The following is a 14605-nucleotide window of genomic DNA, read 5'->3' as shown; positions in this document are numbered from 1 at the left end:
ATGCGACTGAAGCTGGTCAAACAGGGCACCAATTTCGATTTCTTCAGCCGGTGGAAGCTGTGGCTGGGTATTTCGGCGTTGATGATGGTGGTGGGCTTTGCGTCCTTTGCCATTCAGGGGCTGAACTTTGGCATCGACTTTCGGGGGGGCACCACGGTGCGGACCGAAAGCACGCAGCCGGTCGACATCGGTGTGTACCGCGACGCGATGGCCGTGCTGGAGCTGGGCGATATTTCAATCACCGAGGTGTTTGACCCGACCTTTGACGCCGATCAGAACGTGGCGATGATCCGCATTCAGGCGCAAGAGGGCCAAGAGGCGGTGACGCCCGAGACCATCCGCGAGGTGCAGCATGCTCTCGGGAACGCGACGGGCAGTCGGCTCGTTCTGGACATCAGCCTGCAGTCTGGAGATGAAACCCAGCTCCCTGTACGATTTGAACAATTCGGCGGAATTCGCGACACAAGTGTGGACACACAGCGGTACCTGTTTCCGACCGGGAGTACATTTGCCATTCTTGATCAGATCAGTGACAGCGCCTCTGGCTCGGGTATCACCGTAAACAGCCTCTCTTTTTCCTATGACAAGATCACCTTCCCTTCAGTGGAATCGGTTGGCCCCAAAGTGTCAGGCGAGCTGATCCAGACGGCGGCCATTGCTGTCATTCTCGCCATCGGGGCGGTTCTGATCTACATCTGGCTGCGCTTTGAGTGGCAGTTTGCGCTGGGGGCCGTGGCCGCGCTGGTGCACGACGTGATCCTGACCATCGGTGTTTTCTCGGAACTGCAGATCAAGTTTGACCTCGCCATCATCGCGGCGCTTCTGACCATTGTGGGCTATTCGCTGAACGACACCGTTGTTGTGTTCGACCGGGTGCGGGAGAACTTGCGCAAGTACAAGAAGAAGCCGCTGAACGAAGTGCTGAACATCTCGATCAACGAGACGCTTTCGCGCACCGTGATGACTTCGGTGACCACACTGCTGGCGCTGATTTCACTGTATGTGCTGGGCGGTGATGTGATCCGCGGTTTCGTGTTTGCGATGATCTGGGGGGTGATCGTGGGGACCTATAGTTCCGTCTTTGTCGCGTCGACCATCCTGTTGTGGTTGGGCGTCAAGCGGGACTGGTCCAAGCCGGATGCCAATGCAGGCAACCAGTTTGCGAATGTGGACGCTTGACGCCTTCCTGGCTTAGTCACGTTCCCAAACTGGCCCTAGGCCCAAGCGCGCAACGCTGCGAGCGTAGGGTATGATGGCGCAACTGATCACGGAAACACTGGCGTTGCCCGGGCTATGGTGGCTGGTGGTGGCGATCATTGCGGCGGGGCTGGTGCGTGGCTTTGCCGGGTTCGGGTCGGGCATGATCATCATGGCAGCGGCCAGTTCGGTTCTGTCGCCCTTTGCCGCCCTTGCGTTTCTTGTCGTGGTCGAGCTTTGGGGACCGTTGCCCAATCTGCGCGCGGCGTTGCGTGTGGGGGACCTGCGCGAAGCGAAATTCCTGTTGTTGGGTGTGGCTGTCGGTTTGCCTGTTGGGCTGTGGACCTTGTCCTTTGTCGAGCCAGAGATGTTCGGCTGGGGCGTGTCGGTCGCCATTTTGATCCTGCTGGGCGCTTTGCTGTCGGGCTGGCGCTATTCCGGGCCTATGGGGCCGCGCATGATTGCGGGGGTCGGCACCTTTGGCGGTTTTCTGGGTGGTTTGGCCGGTATTCCGGGGCCGCCGGTCATCCTGCTGTACATTGCGTCTGCCAAGGCCATCGCCGTGATCCGCGCCAACTTTCTTTTGTACCTTCTGGGCATCGACGTGATGATGCTGGGCATCTTTTTGGTGTTCGGATTGCTGGATGCACAGGCCGTGTTGATCGGGCTGGTGCTAGTGCCCCTTTACATGATGGCCAATGTCGCGGGCGCATGGCTGTTTGACCCGACGGCCGAGCGACTTTTTCGCGCCGTGGCCTATATCGTCATCGCGGTTTCCGCTATCCTTGGACTGCCGATTTGGGAGATGGGGCATGCGCCTTAACGAGATCACATACACCGACGCCCAGCCGGTCGAGGGCTATGGCCCCGGCTTTTTCCGCATTGGCGGAAAGGTCGTTGAGGGCGGTTTGTTGACTGCCCCGACGGGGACCGGCAGTTGGGGTGGGTATGATGATCTTGAGCCGCTGCTTGACCTGGCCGGGCAGGTGGATGTCCTGTTTATGGGCACCGGGGCAGAGATTGCGCATATTCCGTCTGAGCTGCGGTCCCAATTGGAGGGGGCCGGTCTGGGGGTCGAGGTGATGTCATCCCCGTCGGCGGCACGGACCTATAACGTGCTTTTGAGTGAAGGACGGCGCATTGCGCTGGCCGTTCTGCCTGTTTGAGAGCGGAGAGGGGGCTGTCTGCCCCCGATGCTGACGCATCCCCCCGAGGATTTTTTTGAAACAGGGAAGGACCGCGCGGGGTTTTGTGCTTGCGCGCAATAGGTTACGGCTGTGGCATGGAATTGAAAGTCACTGATCTGGCCGTGGGCCGTGGCGGTGCGCCGGTGCTGGCTGGTGTGTCTTTTTCCCTGCCGGGGGGGCAGGCGCTGGTGTTGCGGGGGCCGAACGGGTCGGGCAAGACCACGTTGTTGCGCACCGTGGCTGGTTTGCAGGTGCCGATGGCCGGGCAGGTGCATGGGGCCGAAGACAGGATCGCCTATGCCGCCCATGCGGATGGGTTGAAGGCAGCATTGACGGTGGCCGAGAACCTGCGGTTTTGGGCGTCGGTGTTTGGGCAGTCGGATATTGCACCCGCATTGGCTGCCTTTGATCTTGAGGATTTGGTGGAGCGCCGGGCTGGACAGTTGTCGGCGGGGCAGAAGCGGCGTTTGGGTCTTGCGCGGTTGATGGTGACGGGCCGTGATGTGTGGGTTCTGGATGAGCCGACGGTGTCCTTGGATGCCGCTTCGGTTGCGCTTTTTGCTGATGCGGTGCGTGGGCATTTGGCGCGCGGCGGGTCGGCGTTGATGGCGACCCATATCGATCTGGGGATTGAGGCGGAGACATTGGATGTGTCGGGCTTTCGCGCGGCAGCCGCACAGATGGCATCGACCGATGAGGCGTTTCTGTGAGGGCGCTGTTTTTCCGTGATCTTGCGCTGGCGCTGCGAGCCGGGGGCGGATTTGGCCTGGGGCTGGCGTTTTTCCTGATCGTCGTCGTGTTGGTGCCGTTCAGCGTGGGGCCGCAATCGGCGTTGTTGACCCAGATTGCGCCGGGGGTGCTGTGGCTGGGTGCGTTGTTGGCGTGCCTGCTGTCGCTGGATCGGCTTTTGGCCGTGGATTGGGAGGATGGGGCGCTGGATTTGCTTGCGACATCCCCCCTGCCACTTGAGGGCATCGTTGCCGTGAAGGCGGCGGCGCATTGGGTAACCACTGGCTTGCCTTTGGTGCTGGCCGCACCCGTTTTGGGCGTGCTGTTGAACCTGGCCCCGTCGGGCTATGGTGTGCTTGTGCTGAGCCTTGCGCTTGGGACGCCTGCCTTGTCGATGATCGGGGCTTTTGGTGCGGCGTTGACCGTGGGGATCAAGCGCGGCGGGCTGCTCTTGTCACTCTTGGTTTTGCCACTCTACGTGCCGACGCTGATCTTTGGCGCAGAGGCGGCACGGCGGGCGGCGCAGGGTCTTGATCCGAGCACGCCGCTGTTTCTTTTGGCCGGGATCACCTTGGCCGTACTGGCGGCGATGCCATTTGCCGCAGGGGCTGTGCTGCGGGTGAACCTGCGGTAACGTCGTTGTCGATTGAGAAGGGACAAGCGAGGGTTTAGGAACAAGCCATGTCACTTTGGGAATATGCCAATCCGGTCAAGTTTCTGCGCCTGAGCGAACGGGTGCAGCCATGGCTGTGGGCCGGGGCCGCGATCTGTTTGGGTGTCGGGTTGGTCTGGGGGTTCTTTTTCACGCCGGATGATTTCCGGCAGGGATCGACCGTCAAGATCATCTATCTGCACGTGCCATCGGCCCTGATGGCGATCAATGCGTGGTTCATGATGCTGGTGGCGTCCCTGATTTGGATCATCCGGCGGCACCATGTGTCGGCGCTGGCGGCCAAGGCGGCGGCCCCCGTGGGCATCGTGATGACGTTGATTGCGCTGTTGACCGGGGCAATCTGGGGGCAGCCGATGTGGGGGACATGGTGGGCGTGGGATCCGCGCCTGACATCCTTTCTGATCCTGTTCCTTTTCTATCTTGGCTATGTCGCCTTGTGGGAGGCGATTGAGGACCCGGATACTGCGGCGGATCTGACATCGATCCTGTGTCTGGTGGGCACCGTCTTTGCTGTGCTGAGCCGCTATGCGGTGCTGTTCTGGAACCAGGGCTTGCACCAGGGCGCGTCGCTGTCGCTGGACAAGGAAGAGAACGTGGCCGACGTGTTCTATATCCCCTTGTTGGTGTGCATCGGGGGCTTTGTCCTGCTGTTTCTGGCGCTGGTCCTGTACCGCACGGGAACCGAGATCCGGTTGCGTCGGACGCGGGCATTGATCGCACGGGAGGCGCGCAGCGCCGGGCTGCATGCGGAGGGGGCGTGATGCCTGATCTTGGGAAATATGCGGACGCGGTTCTGTCGGCCTATGCCGTGTCTATTGTGTTGCTGGTGGGCATCGTGGTGCTGACCGTGTGGCGAGGCCGTCGTGTGCGGGCCGAGATGGATGCGGTGGAAAAGCGGAGCGGGCGGAATGGCTAAAATCTCTCCGCTCATGTTGGCGCCCATCGGGATTTTTGCTGGCTTTGTCGCTTTGGCCGCCGTGGGGATGTTCCGGGACAACCCGGATAAATTGCCCTCGACCCGGGTGGGTGCGGTAGCGCCGCCGCTGACGGATGCGCAACTGGCGGATTACACACCCGTTGCCGAGGGAGATCTGGCGCGGGGTGAGGTAACGCTGGTGAACTTCTGGGCGTCTTGGTGCCCGCCATGCCGTGCCGAGCATCCGAAGCTGTTGGAGATGGCGGCGGACGGTATTCCGATCATTGGCGTGAATTTCCGCGATACCGAAGGGCCTGCGTCCCGGTATCTGGATGAGGATGGCAATCCTTTTGTTGCTGTCGCGTTTGACCCGGCAGCGCGATCCGCCATCGACTGGGGGGTCACGGCCCCACCAGAGACCTTTATCCTGGACGGTGAGGGGACCGTGCTGTTCCGCTATCAGGGTCCGCTCGTGGGGTCAGATTACGAAAACCGGTTCCTGCCTGCGCTTGAGGAAGCTCAAGGCAAGTGACCCAACGCAAAACACCGCAGACGATGCTGCGGTGTTTTTTGTTTTTATTCCGAGGTTGTCTAGGCCGTTTGGCGTCGCCGCACCAATACCAGCCCGCCGAGCCCCGCCAGAAGCAGCGAAAATGCTGCCGGAAGCGGCACGGCGCTGAGTTCGAACTCACCAAGTGCGCCTGACCCAGCGAAATCAATCCGAAGAGTATCACCGACGGCCCCGGCAAAACCAAGCAGCGTGAATTCGTTGTTGTTTGGGTTGCTGCCCGTTTCGGACTCATTGCTTCTATCCAAAGTGAACGATGCCACTTCGTCGCTTCCGTTGAAGAGGGTCGCACTTGTGCCCACTTCGGCGTCGAGCAGGAACAGCGAGGCGAAAGACCACAGCGCGTCGAAGTTGAAGATCAAAGACCCACCAACAACATCGTCTGGTCCACCGGTTGCGTTTTCCTGAACGATCAGAGCATTTCCAAAGCCGCGGCGATCGCTGCTGTCCTCGGCGTTGGTGAAGGGCGACGTCAAGTCCGGGTCATTTCCGGCGCTGACGGTCCCGCTGGCAGTGTCGAACACAACAGCTTGTGCGATGCCACCGATTGCCGTGACGTCGGCAAGGATACCACCACCAAGATCCGTGCCAATACCCAGCACGTCGCCTTCGTCAAAGTCTTCGAAGTTGATGGTGACTGCTGATGCTGCACTTGCGAAAACAGTGCAAAAAAGAGCGGTGGCAAATAGCTTTTTCATAACCTTCCCCAGTCAAAAAAAGTAAAAAATATATCTTTCTATACTTAATTATTAAATTGATTCCGGATTTTTCGCAATGATTTGTATTTCAGGTCAATTCAGCGCTTTGAAATTCTATTTTGGGTTGTTGTTTTTGCCCAATTGATGTGCGTATCCGCAACGGGCGATTAGCAACGATGAAAACGACGGGTGTGTGTCAGAGACGGTAGCCTCCGTTAACGTCGAGGATGACGCCCGTGATGCCTGCTGCGGCGTCGGAGGCGAGGAAGCGGACGGCGGCGGCGATATCCTCGGGTGTGGCAAGCCGGCGGAGTGCTGTGTCCTTTGCGATCATTTCGGTCACGTCCTCTGGGCGGGTCGCTTCGGGTGTGTTGACGGCACCCGGGGCGACCGCGTTCACGCGAATACCTTTCGGGCCCAGGGTCTTGGCTGCGATCCTGGTCCAGGTGTCGACGGCGGCTTTGCTGGCGGAATAGCTGTGCGCGATCATTGCAGGCATGCGGGCGTTTTGGGAGGAGATGTTGACGATGGCGGCACCGGGTTGCAGGTGGTCGAGGGCCGCCGCGACCAGCCCCATGGGGGCGTTCACGTTGACATTGAAGTTGGTTTCGACCGTCTTGGCGTCGTAGTTTTCCGCATCATCGGTCAGGATGCTGCCCGCATTGTTCACGATCAGGTCGAGGTGACCGAACCGGTCGATGACTCTCCGGGGCAGGGCTGCTGTGGCACCGGGGTCTGCAAGGTCCACTTGGAAGGCGGCAATGTCGGGATGGTCGGCCAGTAGACTCGCCGGATTGGTGCCGCGCCATGTGACGGCGACATGATGATCTTGTGCGAGGTCGGCGGCGATGGCACGGCCCAGCCCGCGTGCGGCGCCGGTGACAAGTGCGATCTTCATAGCGGTCTCCCAACAAAAAGGGCGCCCCGAGGGACACCCGTTCTGGTAGTATAAAATCCGGCTTACGCGGCAGATGCAAGGTTGCGCAGTACGTAGTGCAGAACGCCGCCATGTTCGATGTATTCGATTTCGATCGCGGTATCGATCCGGCATTTCAGCATGATCTCGTGCACTGTGCCGTCCGCTTTGGTGATCGTGCAGGGCACCTCTTGCAGCGGCTGGATCGTGTCGAGGCCGGAGATGGAGACTGTTTCGTCGCCTGTCAGGCCAAGGGATTTGCGGGTGTCACCGTTTGTGAATTCGAACGGAATGACACCCATGCCCACGAGGTTCGAGCGGTGGATGCGTTCGAAGCTTTCCGCGATGACCGCCTTGACGCCCAGCAGGGCTGTGCCCTTGGCCGCCCAGTCGCGGGACGATCCGGCGCCGTATTGTTCGCCGCCAAAGATCACCAGTGGTGTGCCGTTTTCCTGATGCGCCATGGACGCGTCGAAAATTGAGGTTTGTGCGCCATCGGGCCCCTTGGTGTAGCCGCCTTCGACGCCGTCCAGCATCTCGTTCTTGATGCGGATATTGGCGAATGTGCCGCGCATCATGATCTCGTGATTGCCGCGACGCGAGCCATAGGAATTGAACTCGCGCGGGGCAACTTGCCGTTCTGTCAGGTAGCGGCCTGCGGGCGTGCTTTCTTTGAACGACCCTGCCGGGCTGATGTGGTCGGTTGTGATCATGTCACCCAAGAGTGCCAGAACCTTGGCCCCTTCGATGTTGGTGATCACGCCTGGTTCAGGCGACATGCCCTGGAAGTAGGGCGGGTTCTGGACATAGGTGGATTGCGGTGGCCAGTCATAGGTTTTCTGGTCGGTCGTTTCGACGCCCTGCCATTTCTCGTCGCCTTTGAACACGTCCGCGTATTTGGTCAGGAACGCCTCGCGCGTGACGGTTGCTTCAACCAGTTCCGCGATTTCCTGGCTGGACGGCCAGATGTCTTTCAGGAAGACGTCGTTGCCGTCCGTGTCCTGTCCCAGGGGTTCGGATGTCAGATCGATGTCGAGCGTGCCTGCCAGCGCATAGGCCACCACGAGGGGTGGGGAGGCGAGGTAGTTCGCGCGCACGTCGGGCGAAATCCGACCCTCGAAGTTGCGGTTGCCCGACAGCACAGAGGTGGCGACCAGATCGCCGTCTGCAATGGCCTTGGACAGTTCCGCCTGAATGGGGCCGGAGTTGCCGATGCAGGTGGTGCAGCCATAGCCCACGAGGTTGAACCCGATCTTGTCCAGATCTTCTTGCAGGCCCGCGGCTTCGAGATAGGCGGATACAACCTGCGAGCCGGGGGCCAGCGAGGTTTTCACCCATGGTTTGCGGTCCAGACCCAGCGCAGCGGCCTTGCGTGCGACAAGGCCCGCGCCGATCATCACATAGGGGTTCGAGGTGTTGGTGCACGACGTGATCGAGGCGATCACGACCTTGCCCGATTCCATGGTGTAGTCTTCGCCCTCGACCGGGATTTCCTTGCCCATGGGGCGTTTGAAGGTGTCTTCCATTTCCTTGAGGAAGGCAGTTTTAGCGTCGGTGAGGGCCACATAGTCCTGCGGGCGCTTGGGGCCCGAGATGGCAGGCACGATGGTGCCCATGTCGAGGTGCAGGGTGTCGGTGTAGATTGGCGCGTAATCGTCGCCGCGCCAGAACCCGTTTTCCTTGGCATATGCTTCGACCAGAGCGATGCGTGCCTCATCCCGGCCCGTGTTGCGCAGGTAGCGCAGGGTTTCGCCGTCGATGGGGAAGAAGCCGCAAGTGGCGCCGTATTCGGGGGCCATGTTGGCGATCGTGGCGCGGTCGGCCAGCGGCAAGCGGTTCAGACCTTCGCCAAAGAATTCGACGAATTTACCGACTACGCCCTTTTCACGCAGCATTTCCACGACTTTCAGCACGAGGTCGGTGCCGGTGGTGCCTTCGACCATGGAGCCTGTCAGCTCAAAGCCCACAACCTCGGGAATCAGCATCGAGATCGGTTGGCCCAGCATGGCGGCCTCGGCTTCGATCCCGCCGACGCCCCAGCCCAGAACGGCGGCGCCGTTGACCATGGTGGTGTGGCTGTCGGTGCCGACCAGCGTGTCAGGGTAGGCCACTTCGTGGCCGTCTTGGTCGGTGTCCGTCCATACGGTTTGCGCCAGATATTCAAGGTTCACCTGGTGGCAGATGCCGGTGCCGGGGGGCACGACGCGGAAGTTGTTGAACGCGGACTGACCCCATTTGAGGAAGGTGTAGCGTTCCATGTTCCGTTCGTATTCGCGGTCCACGTTCATCTGGAAGGCGCGGGGATTGCCGAACTCGTCGATCATGACCGAGTGGTCGATGACCAGATCAACGGGGTTCAGCGGGTTGATCTTTTCCGGATCACCACCGAGGGCCACGAGACCGTCGCGCATGGCAGCAAGGTCCACAACCGCAGGCACACCGGTAAAGTCCTGCATCAGCACGCGGGCCGGGCGGTAGGCAATCTCGCGGGGGTTCTTGCCGCCCTTGGCGCCCCATTCAGCGAAGGCCTTGATGTCATCGACGCTGACGGTCTTGCCGTCCTCGAACCGCAGCATATTTTCCAGCACCACCTTCAGGGCGGCAGGCAGGTTCGCAAAGTCTCCCAGACCCGCGTCTGTGGCAGCGGGGATCGAATAATAGTCGATGGATTGATCGCCAACGGTCAGCGTCTTGCGCGTCTTTGCGGTGTCTTGACCTACGGTGATGGGCATGGGCTATCTTCCTTTCCTGAAACGGATGGGGCAATGACTTGGGTTCGTCATGCCCTGAAATGATGTCTGCGATCAACTGCATTTAGGGGGTGTGCGACGATTTTGTATACCATTGCATACAGTTTTTGTGCGCATTGTCGTGATCCGGCTGTCACATACGCTCAACAAACCTTGATTGGTGAATCGTGAAAGTCTTTCATAATTAGGCGGTACAGTTCAAAACCGAACCAAACAGGTAGTGCGCCCCCTTGATGCATCGTTTGATCCCCGTTGCCTTCGCGGCATTTGCAAGTCTGATCAGTCCCGCGGCAGCGCAGTCGCCCGTGGTGGTCGAACTGTTCACCTCGCAGGGGTGTTCGTCATGCCCCCCGGCTGACAAGCTGATGCATGAGCTGGCCAAGCGGGACGATGTCATCGCCCTGGCGTTGCACGTGGACTACTGGGACTACATCGGCTGGAAAGACGAGTTTGCGGACCCAGCTTATGCCAAGCGTCAGCGCGGTTACGCTGTTGAGGCAGGGCGCCGGTCTGTCTACACCCCGCAGATGATCATCAACGGGCAAACGGACATCGTTGGCGCACGCCCCATGGAATTGTCGCGTTTGATTATGGAATATGCGGAAAAGTCGACACCCGTTTCATTGGAAGTTACCCGCGATGGTGAAAGCGTGCAGATCGTCGCCCAGAGCAGCGCGTCAAACGGTCCACTGGTTGTGCAGATGCTGCGCTATACGCCGGAACGGACGGCACGCATCACGCGGGGTGAGAACGCGGGCCATACGATTTCCTATGCCAATGTGACCGAGGATTGGAAAATCCTGCAGGAATGGGATGGCATTACCGACCTGAGCATCAAAGCGGATGCGCCCGGCGAAAAGCCACTGGTCGTCATGGTTCAGAAGGGGCTGAGTGGTCCCATTCTGGCGGCGGCACAACTCAGATAGTCACAGTTCAGCGGGTTTTGACACGCCAGCGGCGTGCAACCCAAAGCCATTGGTCAGGATGCGCTTGGATCTGGGCGCTGATACTGTCGTTCATGGCTTGCGTCATTGTTGTCGGATCAGAATGCGGAATTGGGCTCTCCATCACGCAATCAAAGGTCAACCCGTCCGCATTCCGAATACCGTAAAACGGGATCAGCAATGCGTTGTAGCGAAGGGCCAGTTCCGCTGCTGAAACTGCGGTGTGGGCCGGGTGTCCGAGAAAATCCAGGACTGGTGCCTGAAACACGTGCTGGTCGAAGAGAAGAACCAGTTGGCCGCCAGCTTTCAGATGGCGGACGAACCCTGCCGTACCCTTGCGTCCTTGCGGAAAGACCGGCCCGCCAAAGGCTTGCATCGTGCGCACATAGTGAGCGTTGAAATATGGGTTCGACATGTCGCGGTAGAGCCCGCCCACTTTAAACCCGCGCCCGACAAGCGATGCGCGTAGCGCTTCGTAATTTCCGAAATGTCCCGTGACGAGGATAACGGGCTGTCCTGTTTCAGCGGCTTGGACCATCGCGTCAAATCCAGAGCCGGTTATGGGGGTGTCTTTCTGACGTTCCAGCAGAATGCGTGTCGAATAGTTTTCGATCAGGGTGCGCCCGACATTTTCAAGGCTGTCGCGTGCAATACGCCGTTGCTCGGCAGGTGAGAGATGCGGCATCGCAAATGCAACATGTTCAAAAGCACGCCGATTGAAACCTGCCGGAGGTCCCACCACGCGCGACATGATCCATCCCATGAAGGGCACGCGCCAGCGATAGGGCAATGCCAGGGCCGCGCCGATACAGGTGCGCGCCACCGCGTTGGTGGCGAGGTAGGCAAGCTTGACGCGCCAGGGCAGGTCTTCGGGATCGTATCGCATTGAGGTCCGTGTTCTGGGCGTGCCGTCAGTTGGCCCGCGTTTCCCGATGCCAGACATAAATCCCGGCCCCCGCGATCACAAGCGCGCCAATAAGCGTCGGCGCGTCAGGCCACTCATCGAACAGGAGCAGCCCCCAGATCACCGCTGTGATCAGGCCAACGTAGTTGAATGGTGCCAGCAGTCCGGCCTCGGCCTGCGACAGGGCGCGGATCAGCATCAACTGTCCCATCGTTCCAAAGATGCCGATCACCCCGAGCAGCGCGATGGAGTTAAAGGTCGGCACGGTCATGTGAAAGGGGACAAGACCGCTGATAATCACCGACCCGATCAGCCCAGTATAGAACAGGGAGGTCCAGACATCTTCATCCGGGCCGACACGTCGCGTGATCAGCGTGTAGCTGGCAAAGCAGAAGGCGGCGACAAGCGGAAGAAGGGCGGCGGGTTGAAATACGTCCGTTCCGGGCCGAATGATGATCAGTGCGCCGACAAGTGCGGCCACAATGGCGCCGATGCGGCGTGGTCCCAGCGTTTCACCCAGAAACAGCGCCCCGCCCAGCGTGATCAACACCGGGTTCAGGGCCATGACTGCGGTTGCTTCGGCCAGACCGATATGACCAAGGGCCGAAAAGAAAAAGAACGTGGCCAGCATCAGCAGGACGGACCGCGCGATTTGCAACTTGGGATACCGGCTGCGCACCACCTGTCGCAAACGGGGCGCGATCAGGATCAACACGATCAGCATTTGCCCGGCATAGCGCGCCCACAAGGCGGGTAGGGTGCCTGTGGCGGGGGAGACCGCCTTGACCGCCACGTCCATTATCCCAAAGCAGATGATGGCGGTGATGGTTAGGAGGATTGCACGGGATGGATTTGGCGATTGCATCCGTGCCGCTTACGCGGTGCCGTAATCGGTGTCGAGTGCGTGACTGCCCGGCAAAGTTGGCGCGGGCCGAACATTGCGTCGGGCGGTTTTGCGTGGTGGTGCTGAGGCGAGATGAGGCAGACGGGTGCTGACCTTACTCTTCTTCCTCTTGGGTGATCAGCATCAGGTTGCCGCTTGCTTCCATATCGCGGATCGCTTTGACAACATTGCCCATGGCCGTTTCGACATCTGCGGGTTTTGGCGTACCTGCTTCCTCCACTTCTTCGCGCATCTGATCCGCCATGCGGGCAGACATGTTGGTCAGGACAAACTCGACCGATGTGTCGAGCCCCATGGCCGGAGCTCCAGCAAAGGCCATGATCAGATCATCCTGTTCCACATTGCGCAGGATGCGTGGCACATCGCGGGGTTCAATGCGGGTCGGGATGTTTTCGAAGGTGAAGATGGCCTTGCGAACGGCTGTCGCGAAACCTTCATCCGTTTCCTCCAGCCCGGCCAGCATCTCGTCCCGTGTGGTCGAGGTCGAGGAGTTCAGGATCGCGCCGACACGTTCGACGGGCCCGTTGTCAAAGGCGCGTAGCGGCTGTGCCTCCATTTGCGTGGCCAGCGACAGGCCGATCCGTTCTACCGCCTCAGGCGTCACTGCCCCGGTCTGTGACACGGCGTAGGTAATCTGGCGTGCGCGCGGACCGGGCAGAAGACCCAGAAGCTGCGCCGCCTTGGTCACATCCAGCTTCGACAGCATGACAGCTGCGATTTCGACGGCTTCTTCTTCCAGCACAGGCAACAAGGTGTCTGGCCCCATCTCGCGGATGCGCTGCCAGGGATCGCCGCCGCGTTTCACACCAGCCTCCTTGCGCAGGCGTGCCGCTGTTTGTGCGCTGATCTTGCCATCGAGCGCATCCAGCGCGCCCGCCATGCTGCCCGGCAGGCTGAGGCCAATACGCTCAACCTCTTCGGCAAATTCGGCCGCTACCAGCTGCAACGTGTCGCGATCGACCACACGCATGGACCCCATCGCTTTGGTCAGGTGGGCCTGCAGGTCTTCTGGCAGTTCTTCGAGAGGGATATCCGCGCCTTCGTTCAGAAGCAGGCGCACCACGATGGCAGCCTTGGCCCGACGAGACAGCAAGGGGGGCGTGCGGGTAGAAGAGAAACCGCCACCCTGCTGCACCGGGGCAGGGGTGGCGGACACGGGTACCAGATCAGTCATGTCCTGCCTCGAAACGATTTGATGTCGTTGTGGCAGGCAAAGGTTGAGAATCCCTCAACCCCGACCCGGGATCAGTAGTTGTAGGTTGTCCCGCTTTCGATGGCGTCGCGCAGGCTTTGCTCGGCCCAGGTGCCGGCACCGCCGCGCGCCTGGATTTCGCGCAATTGGGTCAGGGCGGCGACCTTGTCCCCTTCGACGACCTTGCCTTGGCCCATATAGGACCGGGCCAGGATGTTGTCGGGGTTAGTTTCAATGGCTTGCTGGTAGTAGACGTTCGCCAGTTCAAGCTGGCCAGTCTTGCGCGCCGTGAAGCCACGATAGGTCAGCACCCGGTCTTCCGCTTGGTCGGGCATCTGGTCGAGCACGGTGTTGGCTTCGTTGTAGCGCCCGGCATAGGCCAGTTCACGCACGGCTTTGTAGAGCTCGTCTGCATCCAGATACGATGTCTTGTCAGGGCGCACGCATTTGCCGATCGTTGCGTCCCACACACCGTTCACGGGCTGCGAGAAGCGGACATAAGCCTTTTTGTCGGGATCCCATTGGCGCGCTTGCAGGCAGTTCTGTGTGGTTTCGGTTTTCTTGGGCTTTGAATTGTCGTTGCCGCCGGCGGCAAAGCTGCTTGTGGGCAAGGCCAGCGGAAGGGCGATGGCCGTGGTCAGGATCAAGGTGCGCAGCATTGGAAGTCTCCGTATTGGATGCGTCGGGTATGATGCAGAGACAACCCGGCGCCTCCGATTTTTATGCGATCACGAAATCGTGAGCGTTATCCGGTCGTGGCCACGCAGCTGTTGGTGTCCGCATCGTAGACAGTGCCAGACGCGCAGGACATCGCTTGCTGTTCGTGTTTGCCATAGTTGCAGCCCATGGCGAGTGTGAGCGTGGGGGCGAGGGTGAACGCCAGTGCCACCACAAGGGTCTTGGTCTTCATCTGTCCTCTCCTTTATCTTGGGTGGACAAAGGGTAGGGCACAGATGCCGTTCCGCAAAACAAAAACGAGGTAAGGCGCATCCTGATGCGCCTTATTGCATGCTGTGTGATCAAAAAT

The 14605-nt window shown here is 60.0% G+C and carries 17 protein-coding genes; 9 read left to right on the top strand and 8 right to left on the bottom strand.

The window, feature by feature from the left end:
* The 8 genes from secF (at position 1) to Q1A51_RS02090 (ending at position 5234) form a co-directional block, all read left to right on the top strand.
* A complete protein-coding gene (gene secF / locus Q1A51_RS02125) occupies positions 1 to 1179 on the top strand; it encodes a protein translocase subunit SecF (RefSeq protein WP_299603239.1) in 1179 nt (392 codons plus the stop codon).
* Between the two features lie 73 nt (positions 1180 to 1252).
* Positions 1253 to 2020: a TSUP family transporter gene (locus Q1A51_RS02120; protein ID WP_299671117.1), complete on the top strand. Its 768-nt coding sequence runs from the start codon at positions 1253 to 1255 to the stop codon at positions 2018 to 2020.
* A complete protein-coding gene (locus Q1A51_RS02115) occupies positions 2010 to 2363 on the top strand; it encodes an Mth938-like domain-containing protein (RefSeq protein ID WP_299206740.1) in 354 nt (117 codons plus the stop codon). Before Q1A51_RS02120 ends, Q1A51_RS02115 begins: the two co-directional genes overlap by 11 nt.
* Positions 2364 to 2479: 116 nt before the next feature.
* Complete coding sequence (gene ccmA, locus Q1A51_RS02110) at positions 2480 to 3094, top strand: heme ABC exporter ATP-binding protein CcmA (RefSeq protein WP_299603236.1); 615 nt, start codon at positions 2480 to 2482, stop codon at positions 3092 to 3094.
* The gene (ccmB, locus tag Q1A51_RS02105; protein WP_299603234.1) at positions 3091 to 3747 is read left to right on the top strand and encodes a heme exporter protein CcmB; all 657 of its coding nucleotides are present in this window, start codon (positions 3091 to 3093) and stop codon (positions 3745 to 3747) included. The genes ccmA and ccmB overlap by 4 nt, the downstream gene beginning before the upstream one ends.
* 47 nt (positions 3748 to 3794) lie before the next feature.
* Positions 3795 to 4547 (top strand): heme ABC transporter permease, encoded by a 753-nt coding sequence (locus Q1A51_RS02100; RefSeq protein WP_299603232.1) that lies wholly within the window; start codon positions 3795 to 3797, stop codon positions 4545 to 4547.
* Positions 4547 to 4702 carry a heme exporter protein CcmD gene (gene ccmD, locus Q1A51_RS02095; RefSeq protein WP_299603230.1) on the top strand — a complete coding sequence of 52 codons (156 nt, stop codon included), beginning with the start codon at positions 4547 to 4549 and terminating at the stop codon, positions 4700 to 4702. The genes Q1A51_RS02100 and ccmD overlap by 1 nt, the downstream gene beginning before the upstream one ends.
* Complete coding sequence (locus tag Q1A51_RS02090; RefSeq protein ID WP_299206731.1) at positions 4695 to 5234, top strand: DsbE family thiol:disulfide interchange protein; 540 nt, start codon at positions 4695 to 4697, stop codon at positions 5232 to 5234. The genes ccmD and Q1A51_RS02090 overlap by 8 nt, the downstream gene beginning before the upstream one ends.
* Before the next feature lie 59 nt (positions 5235 to 5293).
* On the opposite strand, the gene Q1A51_RS02085 is transcribed toward Q1A51_RS02090, so the two are convergent.
* The 3 genes from Q1A51_RS02085 to acnA all read right to left on the bottom strand — a co-directional run bounded on the left by Q1A51_RS02085 (position 5294) and on the right by acnA (position 9616).
* The gene (locus Q1A51_RS02085) at positions 5294 to 5968 is read right to left on the bottom strand and encodes a VPLPA-CTERM sorting domain-containing protein (protein WP_299206729.1); all 675 of its coding nucleotides are present in this window, start codon (positions 5966 to 5968) and stop codon (positions 5294 to 5296) included.
* A 196-nt stretch (positions 5969 to 6164) separates the two neighbouring features.
* Positions 6165 to 6866, bottom strand: a complete 702-nt coding sequence (locus tag Q1A51_RS02080) for an SDR family oxidoreductase (protein ID WP_299603227.1) — start codon at positions 6864 to 6866, stop codon at positions 6165 to 6167.
* Positions 6867 to 6928: 62 nt separating this feature from the next.
* Positions 6929 to 9616: an aconitate hydratase AcnA gene (gene acnA / locus Q1A51_RS02075; protein ID WP_299603225.1), complete on the bottom strand. Its 2688-nt coding sequence runs from the start codon at positions 9614 to 9616 to the stop codon at positions 6929 to 6931.
* 251 nt (positions 9617 to 9867) lie between these two features.
* Here acnA and Q1A51_RS02070 point away from each other — a divergent pair, with 251 nt between their 5' ends.
* The gene (locus tag Q1A51_RS02070; RefSeq protein WP_299603223.1) at positions 9868 to 10560 is read left to right on the top strand and encodes a thioredoxin family protein; all 693 of its coding nucleotides are present in this window, start codon (positions 9868 to 9870) and stop codon (positions 10558 to 10560) included.
* 7 nt (positions 10561 to 10567) lie between these two features.
* Here Q1A51_RS02070 and Q1A51_RS02065 read toward each other — a convergent pair whose 3' ends face one another.
* From Q1A51_RS02065 to Q1A51_RS02045, 5 genes are all read right to left on the bottom strand, one after another.
* Positions 10568 to 11464 (bottom strand): lysophospholipid acyltransferase family protein, encoded by an 897-nt coding sequence (locus tag Q1A51_RS02065; RefSeq protein WP_299603221.1) that lies wholly within the window; start codon positions 11462 to 11464, stop codon positions 10568 to 10570.
* Positions 11465 to 11489: 25 nt separating this feature from the next.
* Positions 11490 to 12347: a DMT family transporter gene (locus Q1A51_RS02060; protein WP_299603218.1), complete on the bottom strand. Its 858-nt coding sequence runs from the start codon at positions 12345 to 12347 to the stop codon at positions 11490 to 11492.
* Between the two features lie 133 nt (positions 12348 to 12480).
* Positions 12481 to 13560: a FliG C-terminal domain-containing protein gene (locus tag Q1A51_RS02055; protein WP_299603215.1), complete on the bottom strand. Its 1080-nt coding sequence runs from the start codon at positions 13558 to 13560 to the stop codon at positions 12481 to 12483.
* A 71-nt stretch (positions 13561 to 13631) separates the two neighbouring features.
* Entirely contained in the window at positions 13632 to 14237 is a 606-nt protein-coding gene (locus Q1A51_RS02050; protein WP_299603212.1) for a hypothetical protein, read from the bottom strand.
* A gap of 86 nt (positions 14238 to 14323) precedes the next feature.
* On the bottom strand, positions 14324 to 14488 hold the full coding sequence (locus Q1A51_RS02045) for a carbohydrate-binding module family 14 protein (RefSeq protein WP_299206715.1): 165 nt from the start codon (positions 14486 to 14488) through the stop codon (positions 14324 to 14326).
* Positions 14489 to 14605 lie beyond the last annotated feature (117 nt).

This window comes from uncultured Tateyamaria sp. (assembly GCF_947496075.1).
GTDB lineage: Bacteria > Pseudomonadota > Alphaproteobacteria > Rhodobacterales > Rhodobacteraceae > Tateyamaria.
The sequence above is the reverse complement of the archived record's forward strand: the minus strand, read 5'-3'. Positions and strand labels throughout refer to the sequence as shown.

What these genes read in the sequence shown, in the direction of transcription:
- secF (WP_299603239.1), top strand. Translation starts at nt 1, where the DNA reads ATGCGACTGAAGCTGGTCAAACAGGGCACCAATTTCGATTTCTTCAGC.
- Q1A51_RS02120 (WP_299671117.1), top strand. Translation starts at nt 1,253, where the DNA reads ATGGCGCAACTGATCACGGAAACACTGGCGTTGCCCGGGCTATGGTGG.
- Q1A51_RS02115 (WP_299206740.1), top strand. Translation starts at nt 2,010, where the DNA reads ATGCGCCTTAACGAGATCACATACACCGACGCCCAGCCGGTCGAGGGC.
- ccmA (WP_299603236.1), top strand. Translation starts at nt 2,480, where the DNA reads ATGGAATTGAAAGTCACTGATCTGGCCGTGGGCCGTGGCGGTGCGCCG.
- Q1A51_RS02100 (WP_299603232.1), top strand. Translation starts at nt 3,795, where the DNA reads ATGTCACTTTGGGAATATGCCAATCCGGTCAAGTTTCTGCGCCTGAGC.
- ccmD (WP_299603230.1), top strand. Translation starts at nt 4,547, where the DNA reads ATGCCTGATCTTGGGAAATATGCGGACGCGGTTCTGTCGGCCTATGCC.
- Q1A51_RS02090 (WP_299206731.1), top strand. Translation starts at nt 4,695, where the DNA reads ATGGCTAAAATCTCTCCGCTCATGTTGGCGCCCATCGGGATTTTTGCT.
- Q1A51_RS02085 (WP_299206729.1), bottom strand. Translation starts at nt 5,968, where the DNA reads ATGAAAAAGCTATTTGCCACCGCTCTTTTTTGCACTGTTTTCGCAAGT.
- Q1A51_RS02080 (WP_299603227.1), bottom strand. Translation starts at nt 6,866, where the DNA reads ATGAAGATCGCACTTGTCACCGGCGCCGCACGCGGGCTGGGCCGTGCC.
- acnA (WP_299603225.1), bottom strand. Translation starts at nt 9,616, where the DNA reads ATGCCCATCACCGTAGGTCAAGACACCGCAAAGACGCGCAAGACGCTG.
- Q1A51_RS02070 (WP_299603223.1), top strand. Translation starts at nt 9,868, where the DNA reads ATGCATCGTTTGATCCCCGTTGCCTTCGCGGCATTTGCAAGTCTGATC.
- Q1A51_RS02065 (WP_299603221.1), bottom strand. Translation starts at nt 11,464, where the DNA reads ATGCGATACGATCCCGAAGACCTGCCCTGGCGCGTCAAGCTTGCCTAC.
- Q1A51_RS02060 (WP_299603218.1), bottom strand. Translation starts at nt 12,347, where the DNA reads ATGCAATCGCCAAATCCATCCCGTGCAATCCTCCTAACCATCACCGCC.
- Q1A51_RS02055 (WP_299603215.1), bottom strand. Translation starts at nt 13,560, where the DNA reads ATGACTGATCTGGTACCCGTGTCCGCCACCCCTGCCCCGGTGCAGCAG.
- Q1A51_RS02050 (WP_299603212.1), bottom strand. Translation starts at nt 14,237, where the DNA reads ATGCTGCGCACCTTGATCCTGACCACGGCCATCGCCCTTCCGCTGGCC.
- Q1A51_RS02045 (WP_299206715.1), bottom strand. Translation starts at nt 14,488, where the DNA reads ATGAAGACCAAGACCCTTGTGGTGGCACTGGCGTTCACCCTCGCCCCC.